Here is a 15,119-nt window from a genome sequence, read left to right on the forward strand (position 1 = left end):
GCCTCAGCCGTCACGTCCGGATGGCATCGGCCGTGCGGAACGGGCCGCCATGCGAGGATGGCCGCTCGGTACCGCGCCGAGGGGGAGGAAGACGCGGATGATGCCGTCGGTCGGATTCGACCTGGACATGACGTTGATCGACTCGCGGCCCGGGATCGCCGCGACCTATCGGGAGCTGACCGCCCGCACCGGCGTTCACGTGGACGCCGAGGTGGCCGTCGGGCGGCTCGGGCCGCCGCTGCGCCACGAGATCAGCCAGTGGTTCCCCGCCGACCAGGTGGATGCCGCCGTCGAGCAGTTCCGGGCGCTCTACCCCGCCTACGCGGTCTCGCCGTCCCGGCCGCTGCCCGGCGCGGTCGACGCGATCGACCTGGTCCGGGCCCGGGGCGGCCGGGTCGTCGTGGTCACCTCCAAGCTCGGCCGGCTGGCCCGGCTGCACCTGGACCATCTGAACCTGCCGGTCGACGACCTCGCCGGTGACCTGTTCGCCGAGGGCAAGGCGACGGCACTGCGGGAGTACGGCGTCGGGATCTACGTCGGCGACCACACGGCCGACATGGTGGCCGCCCGGACCGCCGGCATCCCCGGAATCGGTGTCGCCTCCGGGCCCTGCGCGGCGGCTGACCTGCGGATGGCCGGCGCTGACGTCGTCATCGACGACCTGACCCGATTCCCAGCGGCGCTCGATGGCCTGCTGCGGCTAGCCTTGTGACGGTCAATCCTGCACGTGGGGTGACGGTCAATCCGCCAAGTGAAGTCGAGGTCAGTGGTGCCGACGGGTCGAGTGAAGTGGTACGACGCAGGGAAGGGATACGGCTTTGTCACCAGCGACGAAGGTGGCGACGTGTTCCTGCCGAAGGGAGCGCTGCCAGCTGGCGTCACCGACCTGAAATCCGGACAGCGGATCGAGTTCGGGGTGGTGGACAGCCGGCGTGGCGCACAGGCGCTCGGCGTACAGCTGCTGGAGGCGCCACCGTCCGTCGCCGAACTGCGTCGCCGCCCACCGGAGGAGCTCCACGGCCTCGTCGAGGACATGATCAAGGTGCTGGAGGCCAAGGTGCAGCCGGACCTGCGCCGAGGCCGGTTCCCGGACCGCAAGACGGCGCAGACGGTGGCGCAGCTGGTGCACGCCGTCGCGCGTGAGCTGGAGGGCAGCTGAGGCCGAAGCCGAGGCGGATCTCAGTCGACACCGACCGGGTACGGCGGCGCCGGGGTCAACCCCTGTGCCGCCGCCCGGTCGAGTAGCGCCCGTACCGCCGCGAATCCGTCCGGCCCCAGGTCGGCGGTGAACTCGTTGACGTACAGACCGATGTGCCGGTCCACCACGTCTGGTTCCATCTCCTGGGCGTGGCGCAGCACGTAGTCGCGGGAACCCGCCGGGTCGGCCCAGGCACGACGTACCGACTCCCGGATCCAGCCGGCCGCCTCGGTCGGGTCGACGACGCCGCGCCGGGCCAGGACCGCGCCGAGCGGGATCGGCAGGCCGGTGTCCGTCTCCCACCAGGCGCCGAGGTCGACCAGTTCGGTCAGGCCGTACCGGGGGTAGGTGAAGCGGGCCTCGTGGATCACGAGCCCGGCGTCGTATCGGCCGGCGGCTACCCCCGGCATGATCTCGTGAAACGGGACCACCTCGATCCGGGCCGGCGGTCGACCCGCCGACCAGAGCCGGAACAGCAGGTACGCGGTGGTCCGCTCGCCCGGCACCGCCACCGTCGCGCCGGTCAGGTCGCGCCGGGCGTCGCCGTCCTTGGCGAGCAGCAGCGGCCCGCAGCCCCGGCCGAGCGCCCCGCCGCAGGGCAGCAGGTGATAGCTGTCCAGCAGCCACGGCAGCGCCGCGTAGCTCACCTTCACCAGGTCGTACTCGCCTCGCTGCGCGGCGGTGTTGGTGACGTCCACGTCGGCGTAGGTCACGGTGACCGGAGGTGCCGTCGGGACCAGCCCGTGCACCAGGGCGTGGAAGACGAAGGTGTCGTTGGGGCAGGGCGAGAACGCCAGCTTCAGGGCCACCCGACCACGGTAGCCAGCTGATCCGCCGTCCGGTCCAGGGCGGTGCCGGCCGCCGTCAACGCGGCCAGCGCGGCGGGGATCCGCCACCGGGAACGGTCGCGGGGTCCGACCGGGTTGGAGATGGTACGGAGTTCGGCGAACGGTAGGCGGGCCAGCGCCGCCGCGCAGGCCACCCCGTACCCCTCCATCGCTTCGGCCAGTGCGTCCGGATGCCGTACGGCGAGGGCGGTCGCGGTCGCTTCGGTGCCGGTGACGGTGTTCACCGTCAAGACCTGACCGGCTACGGCGTGCGGTAACGCGCCACGGAGCCAGTTGGTCAGCGTGGCGTCGGTGGCCGCCACGGCCGAGCCGAAGCCCAGTTCGTCGATGCCGATGAACCCGGTCGGTGACTCCGCGCCGAGGTCGGCGGCGATGCTGCTGGTCGCCAGGACCGTCGCCGCGACGTCGACTCGGTCCGGGAACCCGCCGCCGATTCCGGCGCTGACCACCGCCTGGTACGGCCGGCCGGCACCCGCCGCGACGGCCAGCTGCCGGGCGGTCGCGGCGGCCGCCACGGCGGAGCCCACTCCGGCCGCGACGACCTCGATTCCGGTGGACCGTGGCCCCAGCCCGGCTCGCAGGGCGGCTGCCTCGGCTTCGACGGCGGTCATGATCAGTATCCGCACCGAGGGTGCCTCTGCCGGCTCAACCGCTCGGCTCGGGTTCGGTACGGGTGTCCGTCGCGTCCCGGCCGCCGACCGCCGACGATGGTCGGTAGATGTGGAATCCGGGCGGTGCCAACTCGTCGTCACCGGTGTCATCCTGCCTGCCGCCGCCGGTGTCGCCGCTGTCGGTCACCGCCGGTTCAGGTCCGGTCCCGGCTGGTCCGGTGCCGGTCGGTCCGGTCTCGGTGGATACGGCTGGTCCGGTAGCCGGCTGCCCGGTTCCGGTCGTCGGGGACCGGCGCGGTCGGGGCCGGGCCGGGAAGATCGACCGGCCGCGGGGCGTCGCGCCGCCCGGCGTCCCGCCGGTGGTCGGCCCAGGGGCGGCCGGGGGGTCGGTCTCGCCGGGTGGTACCGGACGATCCGCCGCCCGGTCGACGTCCGGCGGGGCTTCCGCCGCGGGCTCGTCGGTCTCGGCGGACGGCCGGCCGTTGAGCCGCTCCTTGCGCTGCCGGCCGGACACGACGACCGCTCGGGTCGCCGCCAGGACCGCGAAGCCGGCGGCGGCCGCGACCCCGATCCGACCGTCGAGCGGGATCAGACCGACCGCGCCGCCCGCGACGAAGGCCAGCATCAGGATGGTCTCCGAGTGGGCGAAGGCGCTGGCCCGCAGCCGTTCCCGGATCCGCTCCTGGATGGTCGCGTCCACCGCGAGTTTGGCGATCCCGCTGATGATCGCGGTGACGAAACAGAACAGCACGACCAGCGGCAGCGAGAACCGCACCGTGGCCAGTACCCCGACGCCGGCCACGATCACCAGCCCACTGGACTGCAACGCGAGCGGGCGGTGGATCCGCATCCGGGCACCGATCGCGGTCGCGGTGAAGCTACCCGCCGCCAGGGCCGCCCCGACCAGACCCAACGCCCCTTCGTCGCCGAGGTCCCGGCCGAACACGACAGTGGTCAGATCACCGGCCTTGATCGCGAAGGCGAGGTAGAGCAGCAGGAACCCGTACAGGCAGCGCAGGGTGCAGCTGCCGACCAGGGTGGCGATCACCAGCCGGCCGGAGAGGATCCGCTGCCGGTCCGGGCGGCGACCGAAGCGGAACCACGCGAACGCGCGTGGCACCCGCTCCGGCGGCTCCGAGTCGGCCCGGGGCGGCAGCCGTAGCGCGATCACCATCCCGATCAGGAAGATGACCGAGGCGACGCGCAGCGGCCACTGCGGACCGAACCAGAACGCGGCCAGGCCGAGTGGGGCGACGACCGCGCCGGCGATCGTGCCGTAGACGCTGGCCCGTGCGCCGGCCTGGGACAGGCCCAGCCCGGCCGGCAGCAGCCGGGGTACGGCGGCCGACCGGCCGACCCCGTACGCGCGGGACAGGGCGAGCACGCCGAACGCGGCCGGGTAGAGCCCGAATCCGTTCAGGTGGTCGGCGATCAGCCAGGCCAGGAACGCCCGGCCGAGCATCGTCGTCGCCAGCGCGTACCGCCGGCCGTGCCGGAAATGGTCGAGGACCGGACCGACCACCGGTGCCAGCAGCGCGAACGGCACCATCGTCACGAGCAGGTACAGCGCGACGCTGCTGCGTGCCTCGCCGAGCGGGGCGCTGAAGAAGATCGTGCCGGCCAGGCCGATCGTTATCAGCGTGTCACCGGCGCACGACGCAGCGTGTAGATCGAACAGTCGGGTCATGCCCGGTTCGCCGCCGGCCCCGCGTTGCCGCACCTTCAGCACTGTGCGCCCGGCCCAGCGACCGCTGTACGTGGTGCCGCGCAGCACCGCCCGGGACCCGCGAAGGGCGGCCCCCGTGGTGCGGCCGAGGGTGCGAAGCAGCGGCATGCCCCCATACTCACCCATCCGGTGCGGTCTCGTCTCGAGCTGTCGTGGAAATGCTGTCGGGGAGTGCCTGTCGCCGGCCGGGACCGATAGGCAACAATGGGACGGTGACCAGGAGCACGGCTCGCGCTTTCCGCCTCGACATGGTGTGTGCCAAGGCCGTCGAGGTGGCTCATGCGGCACTTGTCGAGGTGGTGGAACCGGCTGAGGTCGGCGACCACCTGCAGGCCGTCGCCGAAGGCGAGCGGCTGGTCACCCACCTTTTCGACTGCCAGCTCGCGGGCTACCGGGGGTGGCGCTGGGCGGTGACCGTCACCCGGGTCGCGCGCAGCCGGCAGGTCACCGTCTGCGAAACGGTGCTGCTGCCCGGCCCGGACGCGCTGCTCGCTCCGGGGTGGCTGCCCTGGCAGGACCGGCTGCAGCCGGGCGACCTGGGCGTCGGTGACCTGCTGCCCACGTCCTTCGACGACGACCGGCTCGCACCTGGTTACCTGCAGTCCGACGATCCGGCGGTCGAGGAGGTCTCCTGGGAGCTGGGCCTGGGACGTAGCCGGGTGATGTCCCGGGACGGCCGGGCCGAGACCGCGCAGCGGTGGTACGACGGCGAACACGGACCGGAAGCCCCGATTTCGATCGCCGCGCCCACGTCGGCGCGCTGCGGATCCTGCGGCTTCTATCTGTTGCTCGCCGGATCGCTGCGTCAGGTGTTCGGCGTCTGCGGCAACGTCTACGCCCCGGACGACGGCCGGGTGGTGAGCGTGGACCACGGGTGCGGGGCGCATTCCGAGACGTTGATCGGCGCGCCGGACACCCCGGTCGACGAACTCCCGACGATCTACGACGACGGTGAGGTGGAGACCGTCGCGGTCGGGCCGCCCCCGGTTTCACCGGAGAGCTGACCGGCCTGCTCAGCTCCGTTCCGCGCGCCGCCGACGGCGGCGGCGCGCGTCATGGTGGAGCATCACCGCCAGGCCGGGTAGGCCGAGCAGCAGCCCGGCCAGGCAGGTCCACAGCCAGTCGGTCCGGTCGTGGACGGCGAGCCAGTCGCGGGCGAGCAGGCAGACCACGCCAGCGAGCGCCCAGGCGATCATCCCGCCGACGGCGAACGGCACCATCGGGGGATCGAGTGGTGCCGGACGGGGTGCCTTCAAGGGCCGCAGCGAGCCGGCCGAGGTGTCCGGAGCGATGATCGGCGGCGAGTCGGGCACCTGACCAGCGTACGTCCTCGCCGATCGCGGCGGACCGCTGGCTGGCCGCCGCCCGGCCGCTGGTCGGTCGCTGGCTGGTCGGCCGTGCTGCCCCAGCATTGATGTCGTGGGTCGTAACCCTGAAGTACTTTTCTGGTAACAGTTGATCTGAGACGATGGCGCATCCATCCTTGTGATCACCTGTGAGGAACCTTATGGCGACAGTGTCGGCGGAGACGGCGGGTACCGCCCCGGACCGTGGTCCACGGAACGCGTTCGACCGGTTCTTCGAGATCACCGCCCGCGGATCGACTCCGGGCCGCGAGGTACGGGGTGGACTGGCCACCTTCTTCACGATGGCCTACATCGTCGTACTCAACCCGCTGATCCTGGGCAGCGCGGTCGACGGCGACGGAGCCAGCCTGGCAATCCCGGCGATCGCGGCGGCCACCGCCCTGGTCGCCGGGATCATGACCGTGTTGATGGGCGTGGTCGCCCGGTTCCCGCTGGCGCTGGCCGCCGGACTGGGTGTCAACGCGCTCGTCGCCTTCGAGATCGCGCCCCAGATGACCTGGGCCGACGCGATGGGGCTGGTGGTCATCGAAGGTGTGATCATCCTGGTGTTGGTGTTGACCGGCCTGCGTACGGCGGTCTTCCGGGCCGTACCGACGCAGTTGAAGACGGCGATCGGGGTCGGCATCGGGCTGTTCCTGGCTCTGATCGGTTTCGTCAACGCCGGATTCGTCACCGGCGGCACCGCGTCTCCACCGCTCGGTCTCGGCGTCAACGGTCAGATCGCCACCTGGCCGGCCCTGGTTTTCGTGCTCGGCCTGCTGCTGACCCTGGTGCTGGTCGTCCGCAAGGTGCGCGGCGCGATCCTGATCGGCATCCTCGGCTCGACCGTACTGGCGATCGTGGTCGAGGCGATCGGCGGACTCGGCCCGGCCGGAGGACCCGACGGCCAGCCCGGTGGCTGGTCGCTGACCGTGCCGAGCATGCCCGATCGGGTGGTCGGCATGCCGGACCTGTCGCTGCTGGGCAACTTCAGTGTGCTGGGCGCCTGGGATTCGGCGACCTGGCTGATCGCCCTGATGTTCGTCTTCACCCTGCTGCTCACCGACTTCTTCGACACGATGGGCACGATGGTCGCCGTCGGTCAGGAAGGGAACCTGCTCGACGCCGAGGGGATGCCGCCGCGTACCAAGGAGATCTTGATCGTCGATTCGATCGCCGCCGCGGCGGGCGGTGCGGCCAGCACGTCGAGCAACACGTCGTACATCGAAAGCGCCGCCGGTGTCGCGGAGGGTGCCCGGACCGGAGTGGCCAACCTGGTCACCGGCGCGCTGTTCCTGCTCGCCGTCTTTCTGTCTCCGCTGGTCGAGGTGGTGCCGTTCGAGGCGGCGTCGACCGCGCTGGTGGTCGTCGGCTTCCTGATGCTGACCGCCGTCCGGACCATCGACTGGACCGACTACGAGATCGCCATTCCGGCGTTCCTGACGATCGTGTTGATGCCGTTCACCTACTCGATCTCCAACGGGATCGGTGCCGGGGTGATCACCTTCGTGCTGATCAAGCTGGTCAAGGGCAAGGCGGCGCAGGTGCACCCGCTGCTGTACGGCGTGGCCGCGCTCTTCACCCTCTACTTCCTGCGGCATCCGCTGGAGTTGCTGATCGGTTGACCGGCGCGGCGTCCGGCAGTCGCCACCGGCGGTACCCTCGTGGTGCCGCCGGTGACCGTGGTCATATCGGCTGGGCGATCGAGTGGTTCGTTAGTTAGGCTAACGAACGTGACGGAGTGGGCGGTGATGGGCGAGCAGGTCACGGCGGCGCAACTGGCGACGTCCCTGCGCGATGCCATCACCCGGCTCAACCGACGGGTCAGACAGGCTCGCCCGGTCGGCGATCTCACGGTTACCCAGCTCTCCGCGCTCACCAGTCTCGAGCTGGCCGGCGCGATGAGCCCCCGGGAGCTGTCCGACGTCGAGCGGGTGCAGCCACCGACGATGACCAAGATCGTCGCCAAGCTTGAGGAGCGCGGACTGGTGCGGCGTACCCCGCACCCGACCGACGGCCGCCAGGTCATCCTGTCAGCCACCGCATCAGGCCGCGAGGTGATCGCCGGATTCGAGCGGATACGCGATGAATGGCTGGCCACCCGGCTCGGTGAGCTGAGTCCCGACGATCGCGACACGCTACGGCGGGCCGCCGAGATCCTCTCGGAGGTCGCCCGCGGCTGACCGAGACGGTCGTCGCGTCCGGGTCCGCTTCGTCCCACGTGGATGACGCGTACGACCCGAGGAGGCGCACCCCGAGTGCGGGCGACACTGAACACCACCTTCCAGTCCCTACAGGTCCGCAACTACCGGATCTTCGCCACCGGCCAGCTGATCAAGTTGATCGGCGTGTGGATGATGTTCATCGCACAGGACTGGCTGGTCCTGCAGCTTTCGGACGACTCCGCCACCGCCCTCGGCGTGGTGGTCGCCCTGCAGTTCACGCCGGTCCTGCTCTTCACGCTGTTCTTCGGCCGGCTCGCGGACCGCTACGACAAGCGGCTGCTGCTCTTCGTCGCCAACGCGATCTGGTGCGTGCTGGCCCTGGTGATGAGCGGGCTGGTACTGACCGGTGTGGTGCAGCTCTGGCACGTGTTCGTCTTCGCCGGACTACTCGGCGTCGGCAACGCCTTGGAGACACCGGTACGTCAGGCGTTCGTCTCCGAGCTCGTCGGCACCCCGCTGCTACCGAACGCCCTCGCGCTCTCCTCGGCGACCTTCAACACCGCCCGGATCGTCGGTCCGGCCGTCGCCGGCCTGGCGATCGCCGCCTTCGACGTGGGCCCGGTTTTCCTGATCAGCGCCGTCTCGTCGGCCGCGCCACTGGTGGGTCTGGTCCGGATGCGCGCCGGCGAACTGCATCGGGCCGGGCTGCCGCCCCGTGCCGAACGCGACGCCGCACGGGTGGTCGACGGGTTGCGGTACGTCGCCCGCCGTCCCGACCTGCTGCTGCCGATGGGGCTGATGGCCGTACTCGGGCTGCTGCTGTTCAACTTCCAGCTCACCCTCGCCGCGCTGGCCAAGACGGTGTTCAACACCGGCGCGGCCACCTTCGGGCTGTTCACCACGGCACTGGCCGTGGGCGCGCTCGCCGGGGCGCTGGCCGCGAGCGGGCGGCGAGATCGTCCCTCGGTGTACGTGGTGATCGGCAGCGCCCTGGTGTTCGCGGGTCTCGGCACGCTGGTCGGCCTGGCGCCGACGTACTGGCTGGTCGTGGTCCTGCTGGTACCCACCGGCTTCTTCATGGTCTACTTCGCGCAGGCATCCAACCAGCGGGTGCAGCTCGGCGTGGACGCCGCTTTCCGGGGCCGGGTGATGTCGCTGTGGGTGTTGGTCTTCCTGGGTACCAACCCGGTCGGGGCACCGATGATCGGCTGGGTGGCCGAACATCTCGGCGCCGGCACCAGCATCTGGCTGGGCGGCCTGGTCTCCTTCCTCACCGCTGCGGGCGCGCTGATGTGGCAGTTGCGGCGTACCCGTAGCCGGGTCCGGCTGTGCTGGTCTCCGCTGCCCCGGCTCTCCGTCCGTCCGGCCGAGCCGTCGCCGGCCCGCCCCTGAGGCCGAGGGCCTGCGTCAGCTGGACGGGTCTGCGTCAGCTGGACGAGGACCTCTCGGTACGTGCAGCGGCGAGCTCGGCTGTGTGCCGAGCCCGCCGTGTCAGATGTCGCGTTCTTGTTGCCTGTTGGTCAGCGTTGCAGGGTCAGGACTCCCGGCCGGTAGGGCAGGAGGCCGTAGTCACCGCCGGAGTTGGGCGACCGCCCTTGGTAGAGCATCTGCAGGTTGCAGGGGTCGATGGTCATGGTCTGGTCGGCGTTGGTGCGGATCAACTCGCCGTGGCTGATGTCGTTGGTCCAGGTGGCGCCGCTGTTGGCCCGGCCGGCGAAGGGGTTGGATTCGCTGGTGGCGTTCGGGGTCCACGATCCGCCGAGGTTGGTGGCGGTGAAGGAGCGGAAGTAGCGGCCCTGGGAGCCGATCGCCTCGACGATCATCAGGTACCGCTGCTGACCCTGCAGCTTGTAGACCTGGACGCCTTCGAACAGGTTGTTCGTGGTGTCGGTCATGATAGTGGTGTAGTTGGAGCCGAAGCTGCCGGGGAAGTTGCCGATGGGCATGCTGGCCCGGTAGATGCGGCCGTTGTCGCCGGCGAAGAACAGGTACATGTTCTGGTCGTCGCCGATCAACGCCTGGTCGATCGGTCCGGTGCCGGAGTTGGAGATGCTGCCGGTGAACAGGGTCTGGTGTGCCGACCAGCTGTTCACGTTCGTCGGGTTGGTCGACGTCCGGTAGGAGAACGCCGGTCCGCCCCACTGGTAGGCCAGGACCCACACGTTACGCGGCGCGAAGTAGAACAGCGACGGTGCGACGGCGGAGAACGGCATGCGGTTCTGGCTGGCCGAGCCCATCTGGTTCCAGTTGGAGAACAGGCCGAAGTTCATCGATCCCCACGACGTACCGAAGTCGTGGGTGGTGGCGTAGACGAGGTGCTGGCCGTTGTAGGGGGCGTGGGTGAAGTCCTTGAGTGACACCCAGCCGGAGGCCGGCTGCGCGAGGGCGCCGGTCGAGGACCACCGGTACGTCGACGGCAGGTTGCACGTACCACCCGGCGGCGGCGTGGTCGGGTCGGGGTTCGGGTTGCCGCCGCCGTCGACCCGGACGAGTTGCCATTGCTGGTTGGTGCCGTTCCAGTCGTCGTACTGGACGATGTTGCCGCCGTCGGCGGTCGAGGCGCCTTGGACTTCGAGGGCCTTGTTGCTGTGTCGGCTGATCAGTCGGATGTGTCCGCCGTCGGAGTCGGCGAGGCGCCACTGTTGGTTGGTGCCGTTGTGGTCGGCCCATTGGACGATGGCGGCGCCGTTGGCGGTAGACCAGTTGTAGACGTCGAGGACTTTGCCGGAGAGTCGGGACTTGAGTCGGTAGTAGCCGCCGCCGGAGTCGACGAACTGCCACTGCTGCTGGTTGCCGTTGTTGCGGGCCCACTGGGTGATGCGGGCCCCGTCGTTGGTGGCGAGGTTGTAGACGTCCAGGGCTTTGCCGCTGTTGCGGTTGATCAGCACGTACCACGCGGTCGTGTCGACCGTCGCGGCGGCGGCGGGTGTCGACACCGCCGCCGCGCCGACGCCGGCGAGTACCGCCGTCACGCCAGCGGCGACGACCCGCGGCAACCATCCACGGCGCCGGGACGGCGGCGCCACAGATAGAGATCTACCAAAGGCAAACATGAACTTCCTCCAATGGCCGGAGCCAGACGGTCTACCCGGAGAGGAGGCACCACGACGCGTGGCCGGGGCCGGTGTCGTGGTCGCCGGTGGTGAGGAGGCGTCCGCTTGCCCTGGCGCACGCCAATACCAGATCCGACGAAGCGGGCTTGCCCGGTGAACCACTGACGCTCGTCGTCCTTGACCATCGACTGTGAGCGATAACACGCCGTTCGTCAAGTCGTAACAGTGCAGCTTCGTCGGCAACCTGCGTGCCGTGGTGCTGCTGCCTGATACCAGCGCTGACTCTCCGCAAGTGCCGCAGTACCTACCGGGGCGGGCTGCGATGTGGTCCCAGCGAAAGGGTCGATGTTGTCGATAACATCGACTGATGTTTATCATTGTGGGCCTTCGGTTCCACGCACGGTGGTCGAGCGGGCGCGGGCTCGTGGTCAGCTCGGTTTCCCGGCCAGCTCGACCACCGCGTGCGGGACTCGGCCGTCAGCCTTGCGGGACCGCCCCGCCAGCCGGCCCGCTGTCGTCGATTACCAGGCCCAGGCTTCCGGGCCAGGTCCGCCCTGGCCGACCGGCGGGAACAGCTCGTCCAGCCGCTGGAGGGTGGCTTCGTCCAGGGTCACGTCGAGCGCGCCGAGCGCGCCGTCCAGCTGGGCGATCGTCCGTGGGCCGATGATCGGGGCGGTCACCCCGGGACGGGACAACAGCCAGGCCAGCGCCACGTCGGCTGGCTCATGACCCAGCTCGGCACAGAACTTCTCGTACGCCTCGATGGTGCCGCGATGTTCGGCGAGCGCGTCGGCGGACCGACCGCTGGCAGAGCGGGCCTGCTCGCCGGCGGCCTGCTTGCGGATCGCGCCGCTGAGCAACCCGCCGTGCAGCGGAGACCAGGGGATGACGCCGAGGCCGAAGTGCTGCGCCGCCGGGATCACCTCCAGCTCGACATGGCGGGTCAGCAGGTTGTAGATGCACTGCTCGGCGACCAGGCCGAGGAAGTTGCGCTTACCGGCCGCCTCCTGCGCGGCCGCGATGTGCCAGCCCGCGAAGTTGGACGAGCCGACGTAGAGCACCTTGCCGTGCGCGACCAGTGTCTCCATCGCCTGCCAGATCTCCTCCCATGGAGTCTGCCGCGAGACGTGATGCATCTGGTACAGGTCGATCCACTCGGTCTGTAGGCGGCGTAGCGAATCCTCACAGGCGCGAACGATGTGCCGGGCCGACAAACCCTGCTCATTGGGCCATTCGCCCATCTTTCCGTACACTTTAGTAGCCAGGACGACCTTCTCGCGTCGACCGCCGCCCTGCGCGTACCACCGGCCGATGATCTGCTCGGTGATTCCTTCGCCGAGCTGCCAGCCGTAGACGTTGGCGGTGTCGTGGAAGTTGATCCCGTGTTCCAGCGCCCGATCCATGATCGCGAAGCTGTCGGTTTCGGTGGTCTGCGGTCCGAAGTTCATGGTGCCGAGGCAGAGCCGGCTCACGGACAGTCCCGTACGCCCGAGGTTGGTGTACTCCATGGGCACAACCCTGCCACGCGGGTCCGGCATGTGCCGGCAACGGACCGATCAGGAGCTCTCGCGGGCCGCCGGGCCGCTGCCGAAAAGGACGTCGTCCCAGCTGGGCAGCCGCTTGCGGGGCTTGCCGGAACTGTCGGCCGGGGTCTCGCCAGCAGCGGCGGCGGCCCCGGACCGGCGAGGACGGAGCACCGCCAGCGAGGGCACGGCAGGAACCTCTTTCGGCGCGTCGGCGTCGTCGTCGAAGGCGGAACCGCCACCGAGCAACGCGGCGGCGCCTCCGGCGACCGACCGCTGCCGGGCCGGGTCGTTGCCGGCGGATGCCGCCGGGTCCAAGCCACGACCAGCGGCGGAGCCGAGCGGACGATCCAGCGAGGCGAGCAGCGCGTCGCGACCGGCCCGGATCGGATCCCGGCCGGGCCGTGGCGCGTCGCCCGCCGCCGCCGCTGGCAGTGCGTGCCCACCGCGACCGAGCTCACCCCGGGACGGGCCGGGTAGGGCGTGGCCGCCCCGCTCCGGTGCCGGCTCCTGGCCGAGGATCTGGGTGGGACGCTCGGTGCAGAGATATTGCGCCATGTCGTCGTGTGGCGAGATGACCTGGCGGCTCTTGTCAAGCTCCCAGATCGCCTGAGCGGTGGCCTTGCCCGACGGCCAGGTGGCGATGATCCGCCACGTGCCGTCGTCGCGACGGTACGCGTCCCAGGAGATCTTTTCGGCGTCGATGCCGTGCTGAGCCAGCCGTCCGTCGACGACCTCGGCGAGCGGGGCGCCCTTCTCCGAGTTCTTCAGCCGGGTCCGCCGCGCGTGCTGGGCGAGCATCGCCCGTTCCTGCAGCACCGGTCCGGCGTACCGCAGCACCCGGTCGACGGGAACGCCGGCGATCCGGGCGACGTCGTCGGCGGACTCACCGGCCCGGATCCGGGCCTGGATGTCGCGTGGAGACAGCGACGGCTTGCTGTCGCCGGTCGAGGCGGCGACGGTCAACGTGGCTGGGTGGCTCCCGGGATCGGCCTGCACCGCCGTGGAGATCCGGTCGTCGATGGGCAGCGCGAGCAGCCGACCCACCTCATCGGCGAGGACCAGGGCCTGCCCGTCCTCGGAGAGGGCGACGAAGCGTACTGGGCGCATCGCGTTGCCTCCGTCCCGCTGAGCTGCCCGCGCCGCAGGTCGACCTGTCCACGGCGTCCTCCGCAACACGGTACGCCGATAAGTCACCCGATGGGAGTAGGCCACGCCGCATGTGTCAGGTGAGCTGCCTGGATCTGCCCGGTCGGTGGGCTCGACGGGCCGGGACGGCGATCGAGGCCGAGCTATCGGCAGCGGTTACGACAAGTCGGCAATCAACCGACATAATAGCTAAAAGCGGCTGATCCAGCCACAAGGAGTGACTAAATTCGCCGTGTCGCGCGGCTACCGCCGGTGTCGCTTGGCCGGTGTCGGTGTCGCGTTGCCGCCGGGCCCGATCAGAGTCGCTCGGTCAGAGCCGCTCGATCACGAAGTCGACGCAGGCGGTGAGCGCCTCCACGTCGGCCGGGTCGACCGCCGGGAACAGCGCCACCCGCAGCTGGTTGCGGCCGAGCTTGCGGTACGGCTCGGTGTCCACGATGCCGTTGGCGCGCAGCGTCTTGGCGACCGCCGTGGCGTCCACCTCGTCGGCGAAGTCGATCGTCGCCACGACGTTGGACCGCAGCGTCGGGTCGGTGACGAACGGGGTCGCCACCGACGAGCGCTCCGCCCAGCCGTAGATCGCCGCCGCGCTCTCCGCGGTCCGCTTCGCCGCCCAGGAGAGCCCGCCCTGGGCGTTCATCCAGTCGGTCTGTTCGGCGGCGAGGAAGATCGTCGCCAACGCCGGGGTGTTGTAGGTCTGCTCCAGCCGCGAGTTGTCGATCGCGGTGACCAGGTCCAGGAACGCCGGAATGTACCGGCCCGACGCCTTGACCTGCGCGGCCCGATCCAGCGCGGCCGGGGACATCAACGCCAACCAGATCCCGCCGTCGGAGCCGAAGCACTTCTGCGGGGCGAAGTAGTAGACGTCGGTCTCGGCCGGGTCGACCTCGAGCCCGCCGGCACCGGAGGTGGCGTCGATCAGCATCAGAGCGCCGTCGTCGGCGCCGGCCACCCGCCGGATCGGCACCGCGACCCCGGTCGAGGTCTCGTTGTGCGGGGTGGCGTAGACGTCCACCCCCGCCTCGGCGACCAGCGTGGGCGCCGAACCCGGGTCGGCCTTGCGGACCGTCGGTTCACCGAGGAACGGCGCGTCGCGTACCGCCTTGGCGAACTTGGCCCCGAACTCACCGAAACTGGCGAACTGGGCCCGGTCGCGGACCAGACCGAAGGTGGCGACCTCCCAGAACGCGGTGGTGCCGCCGTTGCCGAGGATCACCTCGTACCCGTCGGGCAGGGCGAAGAACTCGGCGATGCCCCGGCGCAGCCGGGCCACCTCGTCGCGGACCGTCTTCTGCCGGTGCGAGGTGCCCAGATAGCTGGTCGCGACCTCGGACAGCGCCGAGACGGCCGCCGGGCGGACCTTGGACGGGCCGCAGCCGAACCTGCCGTCGGCGGGCTTGATCTCGTCTGGGATGCGGATGGTCGCAACGTCAGCCACGGTTACCAGCAGTCCTTCCAGGTGCGCTATGGGTCTCCCATCCTCGCACCCACGGCACCGGG

The 15,119-nt window shown here is 70.3% G+C and carries 14 protein-coding genes; 6 read left to right on the top strand and 8 right to left on the bottom strand.

The window, feature by feature from the left end:
- Positions 1-100: 100 nt before the first annotated feature.
- Both O7632_RS04985 and O7632_RS04990 read left to right on the top strand, forming a co-directional pair.
- Positions 101-712 (top strand): HAD family hydrolase, encoded by a 612-nt coding sequence (locus O7632_RS04985; protein ID WP_278119836.1) that lies wholly within the window; start codon positions 101-103, stop codon positions 710-712.
- Positions 713-769: 57 nt separating this feature from the next.
- Positions 770-1,159: a cold shock domain-containing protein gene (locus O7632_RS04990; protein ID WP_278119838.1), complete on the top strand. Its 390-nt coding sequence runs from the start codon at positions 770-772 to the stop codon at positions 1,157-1,159.
- 20 nt (positions 1,160-1,179) lie between these two features.
- Here the strand turns inward: O7632_RS04990 and O7632_RS04995 are convergent, their stop codons facing one another.
- The 3 genes from O7632_RS04995 to O7632_RS05005 are packed head-to-tail and all read right to left on the bottom strand — an operon-like array spanning position 1,180 to position 4,491.
- A complete protein-coding gene (locus tag O7632_RS04995; RefSeq protein ID WP_278111804.1) occupies positions 1,180-2,007 on the bottom strand; it encodes a 1,4-dihydroxy-6-naphthoate synthase in 828 nt (275 codons plus the stop codon).
- A complete protein-coding gene (locus tag O7632_RS05000) occupies positions 1,998-2,657 on the bottom strand; it encodes a futalosine hydrolase (protein ID WP_278111805.1) in 660 nt (219 codons plus the stop codon). The genes O7632_RS04995 and O7632_RS05000 overlap by 10 nt, the downstream gene beginning before the upstream one ends.
- 34 nt (positions 2,658-2,691) lie before the next feature.
- Positions 2,692-4,491 (bottom strand): MFS transporter, encoded by a 1,800-nt coding sequence (locus tag O7632_RS05005; RefSeq protein WP_278111806.1) that lies wholly within the window; start codon positions 4,489-4,491, stop codon positions 2,692-2,694.
- Between the two features lie 86 nt (positions 4,492-4,577).
- Here O7632_RS05005 and O7632_RS05010 point away from each other — a divergent pair, with 86 nt between their 5' ends.
- On the top strand, positions 4,578-5,387 hold the full coding sequence (locus O7632_RS05010; protein ID WP_278119839.1) for a DUF3027 domain-containing protein: 810 nt from the start codon (positions 4,578-4,580) through the stop codon (positions 5,385-5,387).
- A gap of 9 nt (positions 5,388-5,396) precedes the next feature.
- Here the strand turns inward: O7632_RS05010 and O7632_RS05015 are convergent, their stop codons facing one another.
- Positions 5,397-5,603 carry a DUF2530 domain-containing protein gene (locus O7632_RS05015; RefSeq protein WP_278119841.1) on the bottom strand — a complete coding sequence of 69 codons (207 nt, stop codon included), beginning with the start codon at positions 5,601-5,603 and terminating at the stop codon, positions 5,397-5,399.
- Positions 5,604-5,890: 287 nt separating this feature from the next.
- Between O7632_RS05015 and O7632_RS05020 the strand changes: the two genes are divergently transcribed.
- From O7632_RS05020 to O7632_RS05030, 3 genes are all read left to right on the top strand, one after another.
- On the top strand, positions 5,891-7,354 hold the full coding sequence (locus O7632_RS05020) for an NCS2 family permease (protein ID WP_278111807.1): 1,464 nt from the start codon (positions 5,891-5,893) through the stop codon (positions 7,352-7,354).
- Positions 7,355-7,480: 126 nt separating this feature from the next.
- Complete coding sequence (locus O7632_RS05025) at positions 7,481-7,912, top strand: MarR family transcriptional regulator (protein ID WP_278119843.1); 432 nt, start codon at positions 7,481-7,483, stop codon at positions 7,910-7,912.
- A 75-nt stretch (positions 7,913-7,987) separates the two neighbouring features.
- Positions 7,988-9,286, top strand: coding sequence for an MFS transporter (locus O7632_RS05030; protein WP_278111808.1), 1,299 nt, complete (start codon positions 7,988-7,990; stop codon positions 9,284-9,286).
- A gap of 128 nt (positions 9,287-9,414) precedes the next feature.
- Here O7632_RS05030 and O7632_RS05035 read toward each other — a convergent pair whose 3' ends face one another.
- From O7632_RS05035 to serC, 4 genes are all read right to left on the bottom strand, one after another.
- On the bottom strand, positions 9,415-10,947 hold the full coding sequence (locus tag O7632_RS05035) for a non-reducing end alpha-L-arabinofuranosidase family hydrolase (protein WP_278111809.1): 1,533 nt from the start codon (positions 10,945-10,947) through the stop codon (positions 9,415-9,417).
- Positions 10,948-11,468: 521 nt separating this feature from the next.
- Positions 11,469-12,485 carry an aldo/keto reductase gene (locus O7632_RS05040; RefSeq protein ID WP_278111810.1) on the bottom strand — a complete coding sequence of 339 codons (1,017 nt, stop codon included), beginning with the start codon at positions 12,483-12,485 and terminating at the stop codon, positions 11,469-11,471.
- 18 nt (positions 12,486-12,503) lie between these two features.
- Complete coding sequence (gene sepH, locus O7632_RS05045) at positions 12,504-13,580, bottom strand: septation protein SepH (RefSeq protein WP_278111812.1); 1,077 nt, start codon at positions 13,578-13,580, stop codon at positions 12,504-12,506.
- 349 nt (positions 13,581-13,929) lie between these two features.
- Complete coding sequence (serC, locus tag O7632_RS05050) at positions 13,930-15,057, bottom strand: phosphoserine transaminase (protein ID WP_278111814.1); 1,128 nt, start codon at positions 15,055-15,057, stop codon at positions 13,930-13,932.
- Positions 15,058-15,119 lie beyond the last annotated feature (62 nt).

The sequence above is a fragment of the Solwaraspora sp. WMMD406 genome (genome assembly GCF_029626025.1).
Taxonomy (GTDB): Bacteria; Actinomycetota; Actinomycetes; order Mycobacteriales; family Micromonosporaceae; genus Micromonospora_E.